This window comes from Streptomyces typhae (assembly GCF_009755605.1).
Taxonomy (GTDB): Bacteria; Actinomycetota; Actinomycetes; order Streptomycetales; family Streptomycetaceae; genus Streptomyces; species Streptomyces typhae.
Window position 1 is genome coordinate 27678 of record NZ_WPNZ01000035.1, and the last position, 22582, is coordinate 50259.

Here is a 22582-nt window from a genome sequence, read left to right on the forward strand (position 1 = left end):
GGGGCGGAGCGTCAGCTCAGAAAGGGCCATGGGCGTGGGCGGCTTCCAGGGACTCGGCGGTCAGGGGGCGGGGACGCGGTGGTAGGCGAGGTGGTCGAGGATGTGCTGGTGGGCTTCCCAGCCGTCTGGGAATTTGGCGGGGACACCGAGGTGGACGGGGTCGTTGGAGGGGTGGCGGTCCAGGAGGTCGGTGATGCCGGCGCGGGCGACCATGATGCAGGCGTGCCGGTGACGTGAGGCGAGCACGCACAGGCGGCCGGCTTCGAGGTGGAAGGCGGAGGCGTCACGGCGGCCGGACAGCGGGTGTAGAACGATCGTGACGGCGAATTCACGGCCCTGCAGGCGGTTGGCGGTGTCGGCGCGTACGCCCCGGGTGTGGGGGTTGTGGTTCAGAAGGTGCTGGATGTGGCGGGCCTGTTCGCGGTGGGCGGTACCAATGGCGATGTCGGCGGGCTGCAGGCGGCGGCCGTCGGGATGGTTCTCGCAAACGGCTTCGGCGCCGCGGGTCAGCAGGCGGGCGGCCAGGGCGACCGTGGCGTGGGCGGCTTCGGCGTCGATGCGTGCGGTGTGCCGGGGCGGGAGTTCGTGCAGGGCCCAGCCGGTGCGGGCGGCTTCCTCGACGGTGGCGTCGCAGCGGTCGTGCAGCCCTTGGGTGGTGAAGGTGAGGGTACGGGTGGCGGGGGCCGTTCCCGGCTGGAACGGCGTGAAGGGGTAGAACGCCCGGGAGACGATGTCGGCCGCTGAGGGCGGAAGGCGCCAGGAGACGGGCAGGGTGCGGACGACTGCGTCGTTGTAGTTCGTCAGAACGGTGACCGCATTGTTGAGTGGGTCGTGGGGCAGGCCGATCCACCGGGGGGTGCTGATGATGGAGAACGGGTCGAGCTGCCCGGGGTCGCCCACGAGAAGGGCGCGGTCGAAGAGCTTGGCGATCAGCAGGAGGGCGTCGGAGCGCATCTGGTAGGCCTCGTCGATGATGGCCCACTGCCAGTAGGCGCTGTCGACGTACGCCCATTTCATGGCGGTGGCGATGATCACGTCGCAGGTGAGGACGTCTTTGATGTCCGTGCTGATGATGGTGTTGGGCAGGGCCAGAACGTGTTCAGGGACCTCGTAGGTGCCTCCGGTGAGGCGTCCCAGGCGCAGTCGGGAGGCTGTGGGGTCGGCGAGGCGGATGAGAAGGTCGTCGACCTGGTGGTTGGTCTGGGCAACGATGATGCATCGTTCGCCGGCGGCGGCGAGGGTGCGGGCGGCCCGGACAACGAGGGTCGATTTCCCAGCGCCCGGGGGCGAGTCGACGACGAGGGGCTGGGTGGTCCCGCCGGTGAGGGCGGTGAGGATGTCGGCGACGGCCGCATTGGCCAGGTCGGCGGGCGGGGTCGTGGTCAAGGCTTCTCGGTCTCTTCCAATGCGGCGGCGGGGTGGTTGTGCTGGGGGCCGCCGTGGGTCCAGGGGGTGTTCTCGCGGCTTGGGAAGGCGGGTCGGCTAAAGAACTCGGGGGCGAAGGTGAGTTCAAGCTGGTCCCCGACAGCGGGGACAGAGTCGCTTCGGGGCTTGTTCACCGTGCCGGTCAGCGTGGTCACCTCCAGCAGGAGGTCAGTGCCCTGCCCGCGTGGGGTGATGGCGCGAACGGCCAGGTGGACGCGGGGGTTGTGAGGGCCGGCGAGCAAGTGGCCGAGGTCCAGGCGCACCGGGTCGGTGGTGTGCAGGGTCAGGCGGGGGCGCAGCCGGGGGCCCCTGGCTCCGGGGATGGTGTGGCGAGCGTCGACGTCGGTGACGGTGCCGGCGAGGGCTTCTCCGGTGGTGCGTCGCTCGGCCATGAAGAAGGGGTCTTCCAGGGCGCGGTGGGCGTCGAAGGCGGCCTGGGCCAGCTCCAGGCGGGCGAGACGGCGGGCGGCGGAGACGGCGTCGTCCTTGATGGGCTGGGGACGACCGTCGGTGGTGAGGTAGGTGCGGTAGGCGGTGAAGCGGTCGCGGTCGGCGGCCCAGCGGCGTTGGGCGTCGGGTATCTCGGGCAGAGTGCGCAGCAGGCCGAGGGCGCGCCAGGCGTCGTCCCAGGTGGGGCGGAGGTAGGTGTGGAGGAGGTCGTTCAGGCGGTCGGTGTGGCGGGCTATGGCGGCGGTGTTGCCCTCTGCGGCGGCGATGTCGTAGGCCGTGAGCAGGGGGTCGAGTTCGAGGCTGTCGAAGGAGGGGTCGGTGGCGGGGCCGGCGGGCCGGTGCAGCCGGCCGTCGGGGCCGGGGAGCTGGGGGTTTTCGGTCTCGAGGGCGGCATGCAGGCCCGTGGTGCCGGGCGGGGGGTCGATCCAGGCGAGGAGGGCAGCAAGGTGTTCGTCCTCCAGGCGGCTCTGGCCGGTGATCCAGCGGGTGGCCAGCAGGTCGGTCAGGGCGAGCAGGAAGGCGCTTCCGGGGTGCTCGGCGTGGTCGGCGAAGAAGGTGAGCCACTGTCCGAGGCGGCCGACGCTGTGGGCTGGGTCGCTGTCCTCAGGCGGCTCGGTGAAGCGCAGGGCGCGGCCCAGCCGCTCGACGTAAGTGATCGACTTGCGGTTGGCGACCAAGAGCTGAGGGGCGTGGGTGTGCCGTTCGCGGGCGGGCTTTCTGCTTTTCGCGAGCAGGCGTTCGGTGTTGCGGAAGCTGTCGATGTAGGTGAGGACATGGTCGGCCAGCTCTTGCAGGAGTGTGGTGGGCCGGCCGTGGGGCGGGGTGACGAGGAGGTGCGGGCGGGCCGGTTCGGTGCCGAGCATGACAGCCAGCGGGGTCGCTTCGGTGCCGGAGTGGTTGAGTGGGAGGAAGAGTAGGGGCCGCTCGGTGAGGTGGAAGTGGCTGACGAGGCTGGCGTCCTGGGCTGTTTGGGTCTCGGCTGCCTCCAGGCGCAGCAGGGTGGACAGGCGGCTCATGCGGACTCCCGCAGGTGGGTGCGTACGGCGTGGGCGTGCCGGAGGGCGGCGGCCAGGTCGACTTGGTCTGGGGCGGGGCGGCGGGTGTCGTCGGCCAGGCGCAGGGCGGTGCTGATGTGATCGACGCCGCCGAGGTCGTCGCGGATGTCACTGCCCAGGACGTCGATCAGTCCTTCGTCGCGGGCTTCGCTGCGGCAGACGTAGGCCAGGTCGCAGAAATGGCGGCAGGTGGGGGTGTAGCGGGCGGGGGCGGTCTGCAGGGCCGCGGTGAGGTCCTTGGCGTCGCGGGTGGGCCGTTCGCCCCGGTCGAGGGCAAGGTCGAAGGTCGTGTGGGGCGGCAGCGCGTCGAGCAGGGGTCCGATGCGGGTGAGCCGGTTGAGCTGGCGGGTGAGGGCGGCGATCTTCTTGCGTGCGTCGACGATGCTGGCGGTGGGGTTGCGGCTGAAGTTGCGTGGGGTGATGAGGATGATGTCGTGGGAGACGTTGTCCCCGTCGAGGCCCTCCGATTCGAAGAGTTCGCGCAGCGCGATGACGTAGGCGGCGGCCTGGGTGACGGCGGCGGCCACCTTCGCCGGGTCGGCGCGGCCGTCGAGGACGGCAAAGGACTTGATCTCGATGATGTGGAAGACACCGTCGACCTGGAAGGCGACCACGTCGGGTTCCAGGTAGACGGGATGGCCGGCGACCGTGAGCTGCAGGATGGGGTGGTCCAGCAGCGTGCGCACGGAGCGGGGGGAGCGCGCCGCTTCCAGGACGGCGGTGCGGGTGTAGGCATGGCGGACTGGCAGAGAGGCGTCCTGGCTGCCGACGGCGGCGAGGTCGGTGTGGGCCGCCTCGTGCAGGGGCAGGCCGAGGACATCGCGCAGCAGGCGCAGGAGTTCGGCGCCGCCATCGGCTTTCACTTTTTGCTCGAAGACGGCCCCGTTGCGCAGGGCGATGGAGGACTTGGCGAGCGGGCGAGGCTTGCCCAGGTGGACGGCGATCGCGTCCTTGTCGACGCCGGCGGCGTCCATCAGGGCCCGGCGGGCGCAGCCGGGGTTGGTGGTGAGGGCCGCGAGGGTGCGGGCGTCGTGCCCCTTGGCGGGGGCGGGGCCGCGCAGTGCGTCGAGCCGGTCGTTGAGCAGACTCACGGATCTTCCTTGCGGGATGGGTGAGGTGGTGATCAGGGGACGGAGCGCAGTCGGCGGGCGGACTGGAAGGAGCCGCCGAATAGCAGGCCGGCATTGTCGAGCTGGCGGCGGGCGCGGGCGGCGGCCTGGGTGCGGGTAGTGCTATCGCTGGTGGCGTGCAGGGCGAGTTCATCCTGGGCGGCACGGCGCAGCAGCGTGAGGTCGATGGGGAGGCCGGCTTCGGTCGGGTGTGGTGCAGGGGGCTGGGCGCCGGGGATGTTGCGTGCGTAGTGCAGCAGGAGGTGGCGGGCGGGCAACGGCAGGGTGCCGCCGCTGACGCGATCTGCGGCGTCGGCGATGTTCAGCGCGCCTGTGAGGAAGTGGACGCGGGCGCTGAGCGGTCCCACAATGCGCTGTTCCAGGGGCCAGGTGCTGACTGTGAGCAGGCCGCGGGCGGGTGAGAGCAGATCGGAAGTGAGGGCCGGGCACAGGTAGTAGGGGCGGGCGCCGGGTGCGGAGCGGTAGGAGCGTTCCTCGTCGCGGCGCAGGCTGGTCAGCCGAGAGGGCGCCAGGGCACCAGCGAAGAAGGCTTCGTGAACGGTGCTGATGAGCTTGGGAGCGGCGGGCACGGCGAGCAGCGTCAGGACCTGGTGGACCTGCTCGCGCGCGGGCAGCACGACCGGTGGCTGCCCCGCTGGTTTGTTCTCGGACAGGGTGCGGCGCGTCCCGTCGTCAGCGGATGTCTCCTCGGTGTCCTCGGCCTGCTCGAACAGGGCGTCCCAGGCGCGCTGGGTGCGGCGCAGTTCGGCGCGGAGTTGTCTGACCTGCTCGCTGTCACGAGCCAGTTGGGCGCTCCGCATGGCCTGCTGCAGCTGTTGCATGCGTTCTTCGAGTGCGTCCAGATGCTCCTGCATGGCGGCCACCTTACCGCATTCCAGTGTTTTCCAGGTTTCTCCTGTGATTGCTGTTGTAGAGTTTCTGTCACTTCGTCAACTCCCGCTGGTGCGGGAGCGTCGGACAGTCCTGCCTGCACCGAGGAGAGCCGTCCATGAAAGCCCTGCACACATCCGACTGGCACCTGGGCCGCACGCTGCAGCGCCGCTCCCGGGACGCCGAGTTCGACGCTGTCCTGGCCGAGATCACGGCCATAGCGGAGGACGTGCAGCCGGACCTGATTGTGCACAGCGGTGACCTGTTCGACTCCTACCGGCCCGCGCACAAGGACGTCCTGCGCGCGCTGCGCTGCCTCAATGGCCTCGCCAGCATCGCCCCCACCGTGGTCCTGGGCGGCAACCACGACTCCCCCGAGTTGTTCGACCTGCTGAGCTACGTCTGCACCCTGCGGCCGGACGCCGGCCAGGATCGTCTGTGCTTCGTGCACAGCCGTGGCGACAGCGACCCTGGGACGGTGCTCGACTTCGCCAGCCGCGACGGACGCGAGCGGATCCGCCTTGCTGCCCTCCCCTACGTGCACCCCAACCGCTACCTGCATCTCTTCCCCAACTTCGGGACCACCGAGGGGGCCTACGCGGCTGGCCTGCGCACCCTGCAGGACGGCCTGCTCGCCCGGCTGCGCGACGGCTACGCCCCGGACCGGGACGTGCTGCTGTTCACCGCCCACCAGTACGTGGCCAGCGCCGTCCCCGCGCAGAGCGAACGCATGTGGGAGGCGCGCGAGCCCTACGCCACCGACCCCGCCGCCCTGCCGGCTGTTGCCTACTGCGCGCTGGGCCACATCCACAAGCAGCAGCCGGTCGGGACCGGCCGGCTGCCGGCCCGCTACGCCGGCAGCCCCCTGCAGATGGACTTCGGCGAGAGCGAGGAGACCAAGAGCGTCACCGTCGTCGAAGCGGGGCCCGGCCGGCGCACCCTCATCACCCCGCACACCCTGCACGCCGGACGGCGCCTGGCCCATTTCCACGGCACCCTCGAGGAACTGCGGGCCGACGCGGACCAGTACAGCGGCGTCTACCTCAAGGCCGTCATTCGCAGCGACGAGCCCGTCCTCCGGCTGGGGGACAAGGTCGCCGCGCTGGTGCCCCAGGCAATCGTGGTGAGCATCGAGGAGGACTGCGCAGCCACCCGCATCAGCGCCCTCACCAGTGCTGACGCGTCCGAGGACGGCACCGTGGACCTCACCGCGACGTTCGGCAGCTACCTCGCCGACCGCGGCACCCCTGGGCAGAGCGCCGACGAGGTGGTGGCCGCCTTCGCCGACCTCCTCGCCGCGCCGGAGTCCACGCTGCCCGCCTCCCCCGCCGAGCAACTCCTCACCGAGGCCCTCGCCACCCCCTGGACCGGCACCGCCGGCAGCCGAACGGAGACGGCATGAAGATCGTCAGCCTGACCTTCTCGGGCCTGCGCAGCTATCCCGGCACCTGCGGCCCGCTCGACTTCACCGGCAAGAGCCTCGTCGGCATTCTCGGCGACACCGGCGCCGGCAAGACAAGCCTCCTGGAGGCCATCACCGCCGGCCTGTACGGCAGATGCTCCTGGACCGACCGCGCGGCTCAGCTGCGGGCCGACGACTCCCCAACGATGATGATCGACCTGACGTTCGCCGTGGACGGCCGTCAATGGAGGGTGCATCGCGTCTTCCACGAGACCCGCCCCACCCAGGCACGGCTGACCGGCCCGGACAACAAGAACATCGACGGCGTGCGCGCCGTCGACGACGCCATCCGTAGCCTCATCGGCATCGACTACGCCACCTTCCACTCGTCCGTTCTGATCCCGCAGGGCCGCTTCGGCGAACTGCTCAACGCCAACGACGCCGAGCGCACCCGAATCCTGAAGTCCATTTTCGGCGTCGAAGAGCTCCACCGAGTCCGCCAGCTCGCGCTCGATGCGGCCTCGCACCTCAACGAGCTGCTGCACCAGGCGGAGCGGGAGAACGACCGGCTGCACGAAGATCCGCGGGCCCAAGCGGTAAGCGCACGCGAACGCCACGACCAGGCCCTTGGTGTCGCTGCCGACCTCGACAACCGCCGGTCCCAGCTGCGTCGGCTGCGCACCGAGGCTGCCCGGGCCAAGCAGCACGCCCGCCTCAGCGCGGGCGCCGCCGCCGCGCTCCAGGAGCGCCGTATCAGCGACTATCACCGCACCACGGAAGGCGTGCAACAGGCTCAAGCTGAACTGCAGCGTCTAGAGGACAAAATCGCCGCAGCCGAAAGCACCGCCCAGGCCGACCTCGAAACGGTCACCTCCCAGCAGAACGAGGCGGACTCCGCGGGGCTGGCCGCCGCGGTTCTGGCAGCGGCGGCCCAGGTGCTCAGCGACGTGCCCCGTCGGCTGACCACTCTCGAACAAGAGGAGAGCGCGCACACCCGGCTCCTGACCGAACTCGAGACCGAAGAGGAGGCACTGTCCCGGCGCGCCGCCGACCTGGACGACGAGGACCGGCGGGCCGACGCCCTGCGCAGCCGCGTACGGGATGGTGAGGACGAGGCAGCCGACGCCGGCGAGACTCTGCAGATGCTGACGGACGCCGTCCGCGCCGGCGTCGAGGCAGCCGGCGCACTGGCCCAGCAGCGGGCCGCCCAGGCCACCACCGACCACAAGCTCACCGCGCTGCTGCAGGCACCCCCGGCCGACACGCTGGACGCGGCGCGGACCGAACTACGTCGTGCCCAGGGCATGCTGGAGGACACTCGGCGCAGGGAGGCCGCGCACGCGGCGGGCAGCGGCCTGGTCGCCGGAGACGGCTGCCCTGTCTGTGTGCAGCCGCTTCCCGGCGATTACCGGCCACCGCAGCCACAGGACGCCGATACCCTCGCGCGAGCCGAGACGGCGGTAGAGGCAGCCATGGCCGCGCTGACGGCCGCCGAGCGGGAGCACACCCGTCACACCCACGAAGTCGAACTGCTCCGAGCGGCCCTGAGCGAGCAGCGGCGCAAGGTGCAGCAGGCCACCGACCGGCTGCAGGCAGCCCTGCCCCCGCTTCACGCACACGCCCTGCGGCTGGCGGCCCAGACGGCTCATCCCCAGTCGGCGACGTATGCCAAGGAGGTGGAGGACACCGCCGCGGCCGCGTTCTTTGCCCTCGCCGACCCCGCCACACCGCCGGACCACCGGGAGGCGGCGCTGCACGCTCTGCTCGGCGAGCCCCGCGACCGGGTCACGCAACTGCAGGAGACAGTCGTCGCCGGCCGAGCCGAGCTAACGCAGGCAGAGACCGCCCTGGCCGCCAAGCGGGCCTCGCTGACGGCGGACACCCGCGCGGCGGACCGGAGCCGCACGCAAGCACAGCAGGCCCAGCACCATCTGGCAGAAAGGCGGCTCAGTGTCCTGGCGAGCCTGTCCTCTCTGCCCGGGCCGATCCGCGCGCATCTGCCCCAGCAACCCGACCTCCCGACAGCGCATGATCTGGAGGCCGCCACCCAGGCCGTCCGGCAGGAGCAGGACCGTCACGAGGAACTGGCCGAACGGCACGCGGAACTGCGCACGCTGCTGCAATCACTGCTGGCCGAGCGGGAGAAGCTGGCCGAGCGTAGACGCTGTGAGGTCACCGAACCCCTGCACCGTCTGGAGGCCGGACTACACCGGTGGGCAGACAGCGCGCGCAGCGCAGCCGAGCTGATCGAGGAAGGACAGCGCCCGGCACTCACCCGCCCTCACGGAACCGGTGATGCAACAACCACCCAGGAGTACGCCGCCGCCCTTGAAACGTTCACCACGCGGCTGCTGGCATCCCTCGACGAGCACGAAACCGTCGCGCGGGCGGCCATGGCAGACCTGGCCGCCCAGCTTGCCGTGCACGCCGACGCACTGGCCGCCACCTACCCCTGCATCGCCGCCGCGCTGATCGCCCCCGGCACGGACCCCCTGGGCCCCGAGTTGCTGGACAGCCTGACCAGCCAGGCCGGAACCCTCCGCAGCGAGGCCGCCCGCGCGCTGCGGGAAGAGCAGGACGCCCTGTCCCAGATCCCGCATAAGGACCGCCTCATGACGGCGATCGACGCCGGACAGCGCCAGAAGGCCGCATGGCAGACCGTGGCCGCGCACCTAACGGACGGAAAGTTCCCCGGTCACCTCACCGACCTGCGGACCCGCGCGCTGCTCGCACACGGCAGTGAGCTGCTGCAGCAGTTGTCCGGAGGACGGCTGGGCTTCGCCGACAACTTCGACATCGTCAACCTCGGAAGCCACAACCGCCGCAGCTCGCGCACCCTCTCCGGCGGCGAGACCTTCCAGGCTTCCCTCGCCCTATCCCTCGCCCTGATGGAAATGCACAGCCGCAGCGGCACCCGTCTGGAGAGCCTCTTCCTCGACGAAGGCTTCGGCACCCTGGACACCGCCGCCCTCGACAGCGCCCTGCAGGTCCTGCGCACCCAGGTCGGCCCCGACAAGCTGCTCGCCGTCATCAGCCACCTGCGCCCCGTCGCCGAGACTGTCAACGACGTCCTATGGGTGGAGAAGGATCACCGCGGCTCCCGGGCCCGCTGGCTTACCGCGGCCGAGCGCGACTCCCTCGTCCGCGACGACCTGTACAACCTGACGGACCCGGCATGACCCTCGTCATATTTCATACACCGAATGAATGGTACCTGAGGCGCCATTTGAGATCGACACCTGAGCCTACCTGGCGTAATCCCTTCAATACATGTTACTGAATCCCATGTAGAGCTCTGGTGACAAAGATGATTCTGGAGGTTGTGGCCACAATCCCGGGGTCATCAACCTAACGTGATTAGAGGGATTCACATGAGCGAGCCTGCCTGCTTGCACCACGAGTGTCCACGAACCGTCTACTACCGGGATCTGTGTTACCGCCACTATCGAGAAATCCTGGCCGCGCGCCCTGCAGAACCCAAGCGCCGAGCACCACGCCGCCCCCGTCAACCGCTCACCTGCCCTGCATGCGGCTCAGATTTCAAAGGCACCTACGCGCAGTACACAGCCGTCGAATCCGGTCGACTCGCCTACTGCTCACGAACATGCCAGAAGTCGGCCACACGAATGGCCGACGTAGTTTGCTCGCGGTGCGGAACGACATTCCAGCGAAACCCGACGAGAATCCCTGCCTCAGGGGTCGTCTACTGCGGCATTGTGTGTCGAAATAAGTCCGGCAGCACCCGCCAAGGCGCAGTGGTTCCCTGCGAGGAGTGCGGTAAGGAACGTTACCTGAGTCCGTCGCTGGTAGGTGTGCGGCGTTTTTGCTCAACCAAGTGCAAAAGTGCGAGCCGCCAAGTTGAATGTGTCTGCAAACGGTGCGGCAAGGTGACAAAGCGGAAGAGTTCGCTCGCAACCATCTACTGCTCCCGCGAATGCGCGCTGGCGGCTAAGCGGGAGGAAGCACGTGGTTCTCTCAACCCCGACGGCTACCGGATGATCTCACAGGGTTTCGGAAATTCCCCTAAAGGAGAGCACCGCATTGAAATCGAAAAAATCCTCGGCCGCCCCCTACTCCCGACCGAGCAGGTGCACCATGTCAACGGGGTCAGGCACGACAACCGCACCGACGGACCGCTAGTGATGGACGAACGAGGGCGACTCCGGTCCGGGAATCTCGAACTGTGGTCACATGCTCACCCACGGGGCCAAGAGATAGGCCCGAAGCTGGAGTACGCGCGTGGCTTGCTAGCCTTGTACGGAACACAGGAAGAGCGCGAAACTTATATGGCATTCCTGGAGTACGTAGTGAACGCTGAAGGTGCGGAACTGGCTAAGGACACCCGATCTGTCTGACCGGCGTCGGCTGCCTCATGCAGGGTGGCGCCCAGGCGGATCAAGAACCGCATCAGGTTCGCCGCGTGATGGGAGTAGAAGTTGAGGATCTCCAGTTGCCGGGTGTCGGGGATGTGCTCGTAGTCGGTCAGGAGATCGGGGTCGGCGGCGACGGGACCCGACCTGCTTGACCTCCGAGACATGGATGAGCGTGGTGGGGTCTCGGGAGAGGACCGCGTCGACGCAGGTCTTGAAGATGTGGATGCAGTCCTCAATGCCGACCTCGTACCCGGCAGTTCAGCCCTGATTGTCAGACCCTCCCCGTAGCGTTGTGAGTCCTACTCGCGGCGGCTGCGGGGAGCACCCATGGACGACGAGCTTCAGATCGACAGCGATCAAGAACTCTTCCGCAACCCCGTCTACTACGAACCTGCCGGCCGCGCCCTCGACCTGGACCGCCCCGACCTCGGCGTCCCGCAAGGCCAAGACCTCCTGAACGTGCTCCTGCGCATGCGAAAACGTGTCCCCGTCGAAAAGCGAGGGCTCATCTGCCCCGAGTGCCGGGACCTCCGCGGCCGACGCGTCCCCATGTACCTCGTCCAGCGTGACGGCGTATGGCTTGCCTCCCACTACCGCAAACCGGGGGAGAAGCCCATCAGCCACGAGTCCGACGAGCACCTCGCCCGCAAGGAACGCGTCGCGAAGGACTCCGAAGATCACGGCTTCCACGCCGACATCGAGTCGCAGACCGCCGACGGGCACGCGCGCCTCGATGTGCGCATCAACGGCGCCAACGGCATCGTCCTCGGCTACGAGCCTCAGCTGAGCGCCCAGACAGCCCGCGGAATGCGTGCACGGGAGGCGTTCCGGCGCCGCGGCGGTATTCAGTCGGTCTGGGACTTCGCCGACCCCGACCACGCAGGCATCGGCACCGTCCCTTACGTCCGCACGCCCAACCTGCCGGCCTCCGTCATCCGCGTGCAGAAGAACCCCATCGCGGTCCAGGACGGCAACTTCGTCCTGGAGGAGGGCCAGTGCAGCCAGAACGGTTCGCTCACCCGGTGCCCGGAGAAGCCCTACGACCCGGAGAACCCCACCGACGCCGGGTACTGCGGGGGCTGGCACCGCGTCCTCATGCCCGCCCATCAGTCGAGCACCTTCACAGGGGAAGGCGACCTGACCCTCACCCGGTTCATCGTGGAAGCTGCAGCCGGTGAGCGGATCCCGTTCCAGCGGGGCGGCCACCACGGTTGGCTCCCCGCACAGCAGTGGCAGCAGTACCTCGAGGCGAACGGACCCGCCCTGGACGACAAGGAGTGCCAGCCATCCGTACGACAGGGGGACCGGCACGACAGGTGTACCGAGCACCGTCCGGCTTCGGAGGTGCGGGCTGAACCGAAGCAGAGACGTGGCAGCCGCGCAATCGTTCTTGAGTCCCGCCCTCGGGAAACCGAGGCCGCCAGGGTTCCGCTCGACGCGTCGGGTCAAGCGATCCCGCTCTGCCGCTTCGGCTGCAGTCAGCCCGCAAGCCTTCCAGGACCCGAAGGGCTCCCCGAGCACTTCTCGTGCCGCAGGAAGCATGAGGCGTGATCTCTCGGCCACCGTTGACCGCTCTCGCCACGTCACCTGATGCCAGAGGCCCCTGCCCGGTTCGGACGGGGGATGTCCTGTTTCCGCCTGACATATCAATCCCTGGTGCCACAGTGGGCGCAGCACACCTATCACCCCTTTTCCGAGGAGCCGACCGTGGCCCAGAGCACCACCTATCGCACCAGCACTAAGCAGGACACCCTCGCCGACCACGTTGCAGAGTTCCTCAGCCGGGTCTCACGCGTACTCCGGAACTTGGCCGACTCGGCTGACTACGCGGCGAAGATGGTGCGGAAAGCGGACGCGGCACGGCGAAGCTGAACCGGCATCACCCAGGTAGGCCAGCAGACGTGCCCCGCGCGCGAGACGATGAACCGCGCCCTCACCGCCCTCGTGTGCGCCGGTCTCGCCATCGTCCGTTTCCCCGTTCCCGGCCTGCGCTGGCACCGCGGACTCAAAGCCCGCGCCACGATGGAGGCCTTCTTCCGCCACCACATCCCCGCCAAGCGGCCCACCGGGGGCGACGGCCTGTTCGCCGCGCTGTGCGGCACGCTCCGAGACGAGTTTTCGGAGCTAACGGACGTCATGGAACACAAGAGCCCGGTGCACCGGCCGTGATGTCGGCCAGCAAGGCGGGAAGCAGATCCTCCTCGTAGACCGGCACGGAGTGTTTGCGCATCACGGGTACCAGGTGGTCGTCCCAGGGGGCATCCGAGCCCTGCAAATGCAGGACGTCAGTGCCCTCGGGGACGGCCGCGAGGTAGTCGGCTGCGCCCATCCGCCACGCAACCGCGGAAGGTGCTGCAGCCAGGAGGGCACGCATGTGTGCCAGGCCGGCCTGGTCGAAGTCAGCGCGGACGGCGATGTTCCATCCGGTGTCCGCCAGAGCACCAATGGCTTCGCATTCCCGTTGGGATGGTGTGCCGGCGGTGCAGATCACCCGTGGTCTCACGAGGTTGTCCCGGGCCAAGGCCTCCGTGCTGGCTGCGGCCAGCACGGAGGGGTTCTCGGTAACGAAGACCCACGTGCCGGTGGTCTCGGGAGGCTCCCAGTCGATATGGGCCAGCTCGCGGGGCGGCAGGGTGAATGTCGCACCGGGCGGGATCCGCCACCCCCGGGGCGTGACGCCGGTGATGATGAGCCCACCGAGCAGATCGTCGCAGTCCACCCCCAGACGTGCCCAGCCCGAACGCACGGGGGTACCAGAGGATCCGGTCAGGGCCAGCACGAGTGCGGGCAGCGCGCCCGTATCAAGTGCGTGGGGATTGCCGGATATCAGGAGGCGGCGGTCGATACGCCGCCCCGGCGGAGGCAGTCGCGCGGCAACCTGCAGCGCCTGGCTTAGCAGTTCGGCGGGATCCGGCGCATTGAGCAGGCGGGTAACCCATCCCAGGGTGCGCAGGCGGGTGAAGACGGTCTCTGGGCCGACGAGATCGCGGACATGAGCAGGTAAATCAGCGGCCTTGCTTTCGAGTTGAGCGCGGATACGGTCGGCCGCGACGGCCTGTTGGGTACGGCGGCGGGCATTTGCCGCCAACCGTCGGTTGCAGGCGTGGGCTGCGACGGCCCCGGGGGTAAGGCGGGGGCCGCGGGTGGCCAGGGCAGCGGTCAATCGTTCCAGGCTGACGCGGCGGCTTTGGCCCGGTTCCAGGGGCCGTCCGTCGATGAGACCGGCCGCTGCGGCGCGCTGTACTGGTTCTGCGGGCACCGCCACTGTCACGGCGGGACCGCTGGTGAGGGACTCGTCTCCGCGCCGGTCGGCCACGGCCGCCAGGGCCTTCCACAGCCAGGCGAGTTCGGGGCTGAGCAGCGGGGCCAGATCGGCACCGTCGCATGCTCCCTCGCACAGGACGCAGCTCATGCCACTCCCCCGGCCTGGGGTGCGGAACCCGTGTCTCCGGGCAGGGCCTGGCCTGCGCGGATGAGCATGGGGAAGGCGACGACGGTGCCGTCGGCGCCTGCTTCGAGGTCGTGGGCGTCGATGCCGTCCCAGGCTCCGGGTGCGCCGTCCCACAGGTAGGACGTGCACAGGATGTCCAGGTCGAGTTCGGCGAGGTAGCGGGCCAGTCCTTCGCGGCCGCGCTCGTCGACTTCCGCGGGAACTTCGTCGAGCGGGACCAGGCGCAGGCCGGTGCTGGTGAAGCGGTCGTAGCTGGCGGCGATGGCGGCGAGCATGGGGGCCAGGACGACCAGGCGCCGTTCGCCGCCGGACAGGCCGGTGCGCGAGCCCCACTGGCCGGTGACGGGGGTTCCGCCGGGGCCGGGGCGTTCGACGAGGTAGCGGACATCGACCCAGTTGCGGATGTCGACGGCGGCGGCGAGGCGTTCTTGCATGGTGGAGCCGTCGGCGGCGGCCAGCAGGGACTGCAGGGCCTGGCCGACTTCTTCTTTCTGTGTGTCGGTGCGTACGGCGTCGCTGATCTTGCAGGACAGCTCGTACACGGTGCGGGTGGCGGCGTCGAGGTCGCTGCGCAGGTCGATCTGGACTTGGACGCCGACGCCGGAGGATGCCTGGGCCGCCCGCATTTTGCGGTTGACGGTCTTCTTCCAGCCGGTCAGGGCGGCCCATGCGGTGCCGATGGCGGAGGGCAGGCGGCCGATGACGAAGTCGCGTAGTGCTGCCGCTTCCGCTGCGTCGAGTGCGGCTTTGGCGCGGACGGCGAGGGCCTGGGCGCGCTGGGCGGCGGTGAAGGGGTCGTAGTGGGTTTCCGCGTGCGTGAGGACAAAGGTGTCGAGCTGTTCGATGCCGGCGGGCGGGTCGTCGCGGGCGATGGTCCAGGTCTGGGCGAGTTCGGCACGGACGGCGTCGTAGCGCTCGCCGAGGGTCTTCTTGGAGGCAGTGGGGCGGCGGGCTAGCAACTCCTCTACAGCGGTGAGGAGTTCTGCGGTGTCGGTGTCCTGGGAGGTGAGGCTGGCGTCGGCGCCGAGGGCCTGGGCAAGGGGCGGCCAGGCGAGCAGTGCGGTCAGGTATGACCGGGTGGTCTTCTGCAGGGGCAGGGATTCGTCGAGGCGTTCTTGGGCGGCGATGAGGTCGCTTTCGCACGTGCTGAGGCGTTTTTCGGCGATGACTGCTTGTTCTGCGGCGTGTTTGGACTGCTGGTGGAGATCCTTGGCCTGTGCGGTGGCCTGCTCATAGCGGCGTGCTGCGTCGTCGGCGTCTCCGTGGGACTGGGCTTCGGTGAGTTCTGCCTGGGTCTCGAGCACGGTGATGTGCATGTCCTGGGCGGTGTGCTGGAGTTCGGCGAGGCGCTCGGTGAGGGCGGCTTCGTCGGGCAGGGTGTGCACGATGCGCTCGAGCCGGGGCAGCAGCCGGGTGGTCAGCTGGGTTGTGCAGCTGTTCAGCTGCTGGGCGACTGCCTGGCTTGTGTCGATCAGCTGGGCCACGCCCTCGGGTTCGGTGGGCAGGCCCAGGCTTCGGGCGCGGGTCTCCCAGGCGGTGCGCAGGCGGGTGTGCTCGGCTGCGGCGTCATCGGCGTGTCGGCGCAGGCTTCGTGCGGTGCCGTGGCGTTCGTGCGCCGTGTTCGCGGTGCGCGAGCGTTCGGCCTCGGCGGTGGTCAGGTCGTCCCGTGGCGGGAAGCCTCGTCCTTCGGCGCGCAGGGCGTCGCGTTGCTGGCGGCACTCGTCGGCGAGTCGGCGCTCGTTGGCGGCGCTGGTCTCGAGTTCCTGCGCAGTGGCGTCGAGTTCGTAGGCCCTGACGTGTGCCCGGGCCAGGCGGGTGCGGGCGCCGATGTGTGAGGCGGCCGGGATCCGAGTGCCGGCTGCGCGCAGGGCGGTAGCGGGGTCTGCGGCGAGGGGGCCGGCGGTGAAGGTCCCGTCGCGTCCGATGACGAGCGCCGGCGTGTCACGGTGTCCGGAGGGGGTGGCGGTGTCGGCCAGGGCGATGCGCTGCAGGACGGCGCGGGCGAGGTCGGTGTGCGGGTGGCCGGGGGCGATGTTGAGGATGGCGGTCAGGTTGTGCTCTTGGACTGCCCCTGCGGGGCTGATGTGCCAGGCGTGGGTGGTGGCGCGGCCCTTGTGCAGGTGGGCGCCGAGGATGCCGGAACTGGCGAGGGCCAGCTCCAGCAGTGCCTTGTGGTCGTCCGCGTCCTCGAGGGCGGGGTGCCATTCGAGCAGGCTGCCGAGCGCGGTGTCGTCCTCGCCTGGCCCGGCCCAGGTGGGGCGGGGCAGGGGCAGCAGCCGTCCCGAGCGCAGGTGGCGGGCCTCGGTGCGGTGCTGCGTCGCGGTGAGGTCGAGGCTTGTTGCGGTGGCGAGGTGGTGTTGGGCTGCGCTCTCGTGGCCGGCGGCGAGGGTTTCGCCGATGCGCAGGGCTTGGTTGGCCCAGGCGTTGAGCTGGTCGCGGACCGCAGCAGGTTCTGCGTGGATGAGGGCATCGACGTCGCCCGTGTCCCACACCGTCAGTTCGTCCCCGTCCAGAGTTGCTTCGTCGTGCAGGCCGCGCAGGGCGGGGTGGTCGGCTGCCCACCGGGTCACCGCGGCGAGAGCTTGGCGGGCGGCCGAGCGGGCGGCCGCGGTGGCTCGGTCATGGGCCTGGCTGGCTTCGTCGTAGGCGCTCTCGGCGCCGGCTGCCGTGCGGTGTGTGGTCGCGGCTGTCCCTTCGGCTGCCGCGACGGGGTCGTGGTCACGCAGGACCAGCGTGGCCCGGTCGGCTGTGGAGCGGTGTTCCTGGGCTCGGGCCCTCCACGTGGCGGCAAGCCGGTCGAGGCCTTCGCGGTCGTGGGTGAGGGTGAGACCGGGGCCCGGGTCAGCAATGCGGTCGGCGACCGGACGGGTGACGCGGGCCCGGGGGTGGTGGGCGAGCAGGATCTCCAGTGCCACCGGCTGGGAACCGGCTGCCTCCGCCCCGGCCAGGGTCTCTGCGATGTCGCCGATGATGTCATCGAGGGCGTCGTGGCCGGTCTTGGTCTGTGTGCGGGCCTGCTGGGCGGCGGCGTGCAGGCTGTCGTAGCTGCTGGATGCGGCGCGCTGTTCCGCCCGGAGCCGTTTACGCAGGTCCATGACGTGCCCGTGGGAGCGGTAGGCATCGCTGGTCTCGATGGCGCGGACGGCGGCCTGGGCCTTCTGGTGGGCGTTCTCGAGCCGTTGGACGTCGCCTGCGGCCTGGTCGGCTTCGGCCTTCGCGCTCTCCAGTAAGCCGGTGCAGAGCTGGACGCGGCGTTTGCGGGTGCTGGCGTCGTCGTGGGCGTGGCGTGCGGAGGTGTGGGCGGTGCGGGTGACTTCGACGGCGTGCCCGGTCCATACGCGGGCGAATTCCTCAAGGAGGACGGCGGCGTGTTCGTCGCGTTCGAACGCCTCGCGGGTGGTGTCGGATTCGGCGAGGGCCTCGGCGGTGGCGGTGAGAACGTCCTCGGCCACGCCGGGCAGGGACTGGCGCAGTGCGTCGGCGGCTGCGGCCGGGGAGACGTCGCCCAGCAGGGTGGGATTGCGCACTTCTCGCAACCGTGATGCGAGAAGCCTCAGTTCACCGGAGGTGGTGGACCAGATGCGGGCGGCCAGCTCTTCGACGTAGTCCTCGGGCTCGGCAAAGACCCGTCCGCCGGCGGCCTCGACGCGGTCGGAGAACTCCTCATGCTCCAGGGCACTGTTGTTGTGGGGGCCGCGCAGCGCCAGGTCCTTCAGCGGCCGACCTGGCACCGTGAAGGGGACGACCTTGACAGCGGGGGTGGAACTCGGCGAGTACTGCAGCCGGACACCGAAGCTGACAACGCCGCCGACTGCCGCTCCGTCCGGCGTGTCCGATACCGGTTCGCCGGCCGGGGCGGCGAACGTCAGCCACAGATAGCCGTAACGGCGGCCCTTGGCCGGGGCGCCGTCACTCATCAGGAGCTTCAGCGTGGTGGGCCGCGCCTTGCCGGCGGCCAGTTTGGCTCCGTTCAGATCGAGCAGGTAGGGCCACAGAGCTTCCAGCGCGGTGGTCTTGCCGGTCCCGTTGGGGCCGCGCAGCAGCAGCCGGCCCGATGCGGCGGGCAGTTCCAGGTCGCCGTAGCGCCACACGTTCGACAGTCCGGCGCCGACCAGCCGCCAGCGGCCGCCGAAGCGGCCGGCGTTGCCCGACGGTTCCGGCGCTGGAGGCAGGGCGAAGTCGAGGTCCAGGATGTCACTCATGCAGGGTGTTCCTCCGGGTTCTCGTCGGTCTCGGTCGCACTGAACAGGCCCTGCTGCAGAGGGATCGGGGAGCGCTGTGGTGTCGATGTGCCGCGGCGTGAGCGGGTGCGGGCGGTCTTGGGCTGGGCGGTGCCTTCCTCCGCCCAGCGGCCGGTGGTGGGGGCGAACCACCACAGGGACGTCTTGCCGTCGGCCTGTGGGGTGGTGAGGGTCAGCCGGGCCAGATGGGTGCCGGTCAGCAGGTCGCCGACTTTGCCGGCCAGCAGGAGGGGATCTTGGACGTGCTCGGCGCTCCAGCCGCCCCGGCCGGAGGCGTTGTCGGCGCCAAATGCCGTCAGCGCTGCCACCACCGCCTCCTCACTCAGGCCGCGCCAGCCCGGCCCAGGGGCGTTCTCAGCGGTGCCGTGCAGAGCGGCGTGGTCGAGCAGCAGCAGCGCGGCATGGGCGATGGTCCCGGACGCCGGAAAGGGCATCGGGCCGAGTTCGCTGAAGTGACGGAAGGCCTCGTCGGGCACCACGAAGGCGGCTCCCTCCGCGCGGCGTTCCAGCACAAGCCCGAACGCATCGGCCAGCGGACCGCCGTCGTCGCCGCGCACACGCTGGCTCAGCCACTGCGCTTCGGCCTCGTCCAGCAGCGCGGTGTGCACACAGGTGTCGTCCACGAGCGCGCGGCGCATCCGGCGGGCGGCGTCCGGTTCGCGCTGTGCCTGTTCCAGCCATGCGTGCGGGTCGGCGGCCGGGTCGAGGGTGCCAGGGTTGGCGATGACGTAGGCCAGCCGGGTGTGATGGACGGCCAGCAGCACGGGCGCCTGGTCGTCGTGCAGGTAGCCGTCGAGGTCGCCGTCGAGGCGTTCGACAACGCCACGGTCGTCGAGCATACGCAGGGCGGCCACGATGGCCCGGCGCTCTGCGATGTCGTGGTGGACGGGCAGTCCTGCTTCGGCAGCGGCGGCGTGGGCCTGGGTAACCAGGTGTCCAACGGCCGTACGCGGCGGCATCGACTCGGCAGCAGCCAGCAGCATAAAGAACCAGGAGCAGACGGCGGGACTCGGTCCCTGGTCGGCCCATGCCTGGGGCCGTGGTGGCGGGCTCTTTCGCAGGCGCACCAGGTCACGTTCGATGATCAGGACCCATCCCAACCGGGTGACGGCGGAACGCAGGGCGTGTTCGTTGCGGCGTACTGCGGCGATGAGTTCGTCGTGGCGGCCGCCGATGAGCCAGCAGGTGGCTGCCAGGCGGCGCAGGAGTGCGGCGGTCTCGGCGTCGGCCTCAGGGCGCCATGCCTTGCGCCGCCGCGATACAGATTGGGGGGATGCCGCATCTGGTGCAGGTGCCGGCTCGTGTGTGGGGGTGTTGGTGTCCGTGCTCATGCTGCGCCCTCCTGCCGGGGCACGAAGGGCGATGCGTCGTTGTCAGGTGTGCTCGGACCGGTGTGTGGGGTGATGCGCAGCGTTGCGTGTGCCGAAGGGTCGTCGGTCGTCGTAGTACCCGCAAGGGCAGCCAGGGCCGCGACGGAAGGACGCTGGCCGGGCCGGTGGAAGAGCGGGATACGTCCGGGCAGGAGCACCCGCCAGGTGGGGGCGTGCAGGATGCCTGTACCGGAGCTGGTGTGGAGGAGCGTGCAGGCAAGACCCCCGTTTGAGCCTGTGCGGCGGGGCCCGGTCGCACCGGCGCGAGCGGCGGCCATCAGCGCGGCGAGGGCTGCTCGGGCCGCTACCTCATCCAGTTGCTGGCCGGGAAGTGCGGCCAGGACCGCGGCGAGTGCCCTTTGGTGTTCGGCTTGGCGGCGTGCCCGGGCCTCGGCGACCTGGGCCTTGGCCGCGGTGTCGTCGCGTGGTGCTGCACCTCTGCCGCGCGGACCGGACCGGCCGACGGTGCGCAGCAGTGTCGGCACCGGCACCTGCGGTCCGCCGCGCCAGGACGGGTTGCGGCCCCTGTCGTCCTCCTCAGCCTGGCCGTAGAGCTTGCGCCAGGAATGGTCGCCGAGTGCGGCCTGGAAGATCTGCACCCCGATCTGCGGGGTCAGCACCGCCCGAGCCAGGGCCAGGGCACGGCTACGGGTGGAGGCGGTGCCTGCTGAGGAGTGCAGCCGGCGCAGGTTGGCATGCATGCTCGGCAGCGCCCTCACCAGGCGCAGCGAAAACCGCGCGGCCCGTCCGGTGCGGGCATCGAACCACGCGTACAGTCCTTCCCAGTCCTCCGCGCGGCCGCCGCGGGAGGCGCTGAGGGCGCCGACAGCGATGAGGTCGCGGGCCTGGGAGGCGTCAACAGCCGCCTGGGCCAGCAGGGCGAACCACGGCTGCAGCACCGCGAGTGCCGCGGCGGCCCGTGCGGAGCCGGAATCGAGTTCGGCTGCGACGCGGGTGGCGTAGTCGACCAGCAGGCCCTTGAGGTCGTTGGTGTGTTCCTCATCCAGGTCGAACCGGTCGGCAAGACCGATCAGTGCGTCCTCGGCACCGACCAGGGCGGCATCGAGGTCGTCGTGGCTGGTGAACACGGCGTTCACGGCATCCAGCACGGTGGCATCGAGGCGATCGGCGTCGGGCTCGCCCGCACCCAGAGCTGCAGTGAGTTGCTCAAGGTGGGACACGATGCGGCCAAGCGACACGATCGGGATCTCCCGCACGGTGACCGTTCCCGCCAGGACCTGGCGGTAGAAACGCTGGACGTGCCGGCCCGCAGGGCTGGCGGTGTAGCGCCAGTTCCGGGCCAGGATCTCGGCGTAGCGACGCGCGTGACTGGTGTCCGACCGCACCGAAACAGCCCCGATGTCCTTCAGCGCGTCCAAGCGGGTTTCCACCAGGCGCGCGTCCAAGCGGAGCCCGGCAGCCGACAGCGCTGTTGCGACCTCACTGACGGTCAGGTCGGCCACCGACCCTTCCAGCACATCCATGATCGCGATGTATTCGCTTGACTCCGGCCGCACCAGATATCCCACGCTCTTACGCGCATCGGTCACACTGTCGACTGCGGCCGGCTTCTCTTCTTCTGGTGACACCACTCCCCCATCCACGACGCCAAGGGCGCTTGTCCCGAGCCTCCTTGGAAGGTAGATGCCCCCACTGACAGCACCCTGGGAAAAGCACGCATTCAAGGAGCTCCCGCTATGCCGTGGTGGCGTGAATACATCTCCCCCTCCTCAGGCGGACGTGATCAAGATCCACCTCCTGGTCAACTCTCTTACCGCACACCGCCATTAACGTGCTTGAGCTGCATCGATGGCTACGGCAGCAAGAGGGGGGCCGCCCGCGGAATCGGCGCATACACCAGCAGAATCACGGCCTTCACTTCCGAGGGCTATCGCATGATATTCAGCCATGTTGAGGGATAGAGCCCGGGACATAAGCGCAGCCCCGAGGGCGCACCCTTCACGCCGGGAGCAATCGATAAAGCGTTCGGCTTTTCGGCGAGTTCGGCATTGCCCTGCCGGGGCGGCCGTTCTCACGGGCTCGGCGCGACAGCCCCGGGCCACGAACCGCCCGTCCCACACACCCGCCTCGCTCCAGGCCGCCAGGCGCCGCCAGCAACGTCATGCCCGAGCCGAAGCCAGCTCCTGGAGCAGATGCTCCCACTGGATGCCGGAGTACAGCACGAACCCCCGCAGATACGCGAGCGAGCCCGGGCCAACTGGTCCGGGCTCGCAGCCTGTTCGGGGTCAGCTTCTACAGGTCGAACTCCAGGTGCTCAATGTCGGTGAAGCGCACTTCCTCCAGGCTTCCGGCGCGGCGGCCGTTGTCCTGGAAGTACACCTCCTTGAGGGCTTCGGCGGCGATCTCGTTCAGCTGCTGCTCAGTGGCGCCGCCTTCCTGGGCGTTGAAGAGGCGGGCGGCGTAATGGGGCGGCAGGGCGACGGTCAGGTGCCGGATGCGGTCCTGGTCCGTCGTCCCGATCGGCGCGGTGTAGCCGAGGCGGGCGCGGGTGTCGACGACGATGCCGCCGGTGGTCGCCGCCTGCTGCCGGGCCTTGGCCCGGATCTGCGGCTGCCACCGGGCCTTGACCTCGCGCTCCAGGCGCGCGGCGAGGTCGGTGCGCGGCTTTTTGATCTGGTCCTTCACGTATCGCTCGACGGTGCGCTGGGAGATGCGCAGCATCTGGGCGACCGCCTTGGTGCCTTTGAGCTGCTTGACCAGGTATCGCATCTGCGCGGGCGCGCTCTTGGGCGCTGGGCGGGTGAACGCCTTCTGCACTGCGGCTTCCAGGCTGTCCCCGAACAGGCTCATCGTC

Annotated in this window: 14 protein-coding genes; 5 read left to right on the top strand and 9 right to left on the bottom strand. The window is 69.7% G+C overall.

The window, feature by feature from the left end; translation table 11 throughout:
* Positions 1-60 precede the first annotated feature (60 nt).
* From GPA10_RS39110 to GPA10_RS39125, 4 genes are read right to left on the bottom strand one after another with little or no spacing between them, the layout of a single operon-like run.
* Complete coding sequence (locus GPA10_RS39110; protein ID WP_058846746.1) at positions 61-1386, bottom strand: AAA domain-containing protein; 1326 nt, start codon at positions 1384-1386, stop codon at positions 61-63.
* Positions 1383-2891: a hypothetical protein gene (locus GPA10_RS39115; RefSeq protein ID WP_058846745.1), complete on the bottom strand. Its 1509-nt coding sequence runs from the start codon at positions 2889-2891 to the stop codon at positions 1383-1385. Before GPA10_RS39115 ends, GPA10_RS39110 begins: the two co-directional genes overlap by 4 nt.
* Positions 2888-4021: a hypothetical protein gene (locus GPA10_RS39120; protein WP_058846744.1), complete on the bottom strand. Its 1134-nt coding sequence runs from the start codon at positions 4019-4021 to the stop codon at positions 2888-2890. Before GPA10_RS39120 ends, GPA10_RS39115 begins: the two co-directional genes overlap by 4 nt.
* Positions 4022-4053: 32 nt before the next feature.
* A complete protein-coding gene (locus tag GPA10_RS39125; protein WP_058846785.1) occupies positions 4054-4914 on the bottom strand; it encodes a hypothetical protein in 861 nt (286 codons plus the stop codon).
* Between the two features lie 134 nt (positions 4915-5048).
* On the opposite strand from GPA10_RS39125, the gene GPA10_RS39130 reads away from it, so the two are divergent.
* From GPA10_RS39130 to GPA10_RS42010, 5 genes are all read left to right on the top strand, one after another.
* Complete coding sequence (locus GPA10_RS39130) at positions 5049-6332, top strand: metallophosphoesterase family protein (RefSeq protein ID WP_058846743.1); 1284 nt, start codon at positions 5049-5051, stop codon at positions 6330-6332.
* Positions 6329-9511, top strand: coding sequence for an AAA family ATPase (locus GPA10_RS39135; protein WP_157169578.1), 3183 nt, complete (start codon positions 6329-6331; stop codon positions 9509-9511). The genes GPA10_RS39130 and GPA10_RS39135 overlap by 4 nt, the downstream gene beginning before the upstream one ends.
* Positions 9512-10219: 708 nt before the next feature.
* Entirely contained in the window at positions 10220-10687 is a 468-nt protein-coding gene (locus tag GPA10_RS39140; RefSeq protein ID WP_157169579.1) for a hypothetical protein, read from the top strand.
* A gap of 345 nt (positions 10688-11032) precedes the next feature.
* Positions 11033-12256 (top strand): hypothetical protein, encoded by a 1224-nt coding sequence (locus tag GPA10_RS39150; RefSeq protein WP_157169580.1) that lies wholly within the window; start codon positions 11033-11035, stop codon positions 12254-12256.
* A 369-nt stretch (positions 12257-12625) separates the two neighbouring features.
* Complete coding sequence (locus GPA10_RS42010) at positions 12626-12874, top strand: hypothetical protein (protein WP_058846738.1); 249 nt, start codon at positions 12626-12628, stop codon at positions 12872-12874.
* Here the strand turns inward: GPA10_RS42010 and GPA10_RS39160 are convergent.
* The 5 genes from GPA10_RS39160 to tpg form a co-directional block, all read right to left on the bottom strand.
* Positions 12840-14117: a DUF2399 domain-containing protein gene (locus GPA10_RS39160; protein ID WP_079086084.1), complete on the bottom strand. Its 1278-nt coding sequence runs from the start codon at positions 14115-14117 to the stop codon at positions 12840-12842. The two genes, GPA10_RS42010 and GPA10_RS39160, sit on opposite strands and share 35 nt — an antisense overlap.
* Positions 14114-18358 (bottom strand): SbcC/MukB-like Walker B domain-containing protein, encoded by a 4245-nt coding sequence (locus GPA10_RS39165; protein WP_058846736.1) that lies wholly within the window; start codon positions 18356-18358, stop codon positions 14114-14116. The genes GPA10_RS39160 and GPA10_RS39165 overlap by 4 nt, the downstream gene beginning before the upstream one ends.
* Positions 18355-19728, bottom strand: a complete 1374-nt coding sequence (locus GPA10_RS39170) for a DUF2398 family protein (protein ID WP_241844873.1) — start codon at positions 19726-19728, stop codon at positions 18355-18357. Before GPA10_RS39170 ends, GPA10_RS39165 begins: the two co-directional genes overlap by 4 nt.
* Positions 19725-21356, bottom strand: a complete 1632-nt coding sequence (locus GPA10_RS39175; protein ID WP_241844872.1) for a DUF2397 family protein — start codon at positions 21354-21356, stop codon at positions 19725-19727. The genes GPA10_RS39170 and GPA10_RS39175 overlap by 4 nt, the downstream gene beginning before the upstream one ends.
* A gap of 664 nt (positions 21357-22020) precedes the next feature.
* On the bottom strand, positions 22021-22578 hold the full coding sequence (gene tpg, locus GPA10_RS39180) for a telomere-protecting terminal protein Tpg (RefSeq protein ID WP_157169581.1): 558 nt from the start codon (positions 22576-22578) through the stop codon (positions 22021-22023).
* Positions 22579-22582 lie beyond the last annotated feature (4 nt).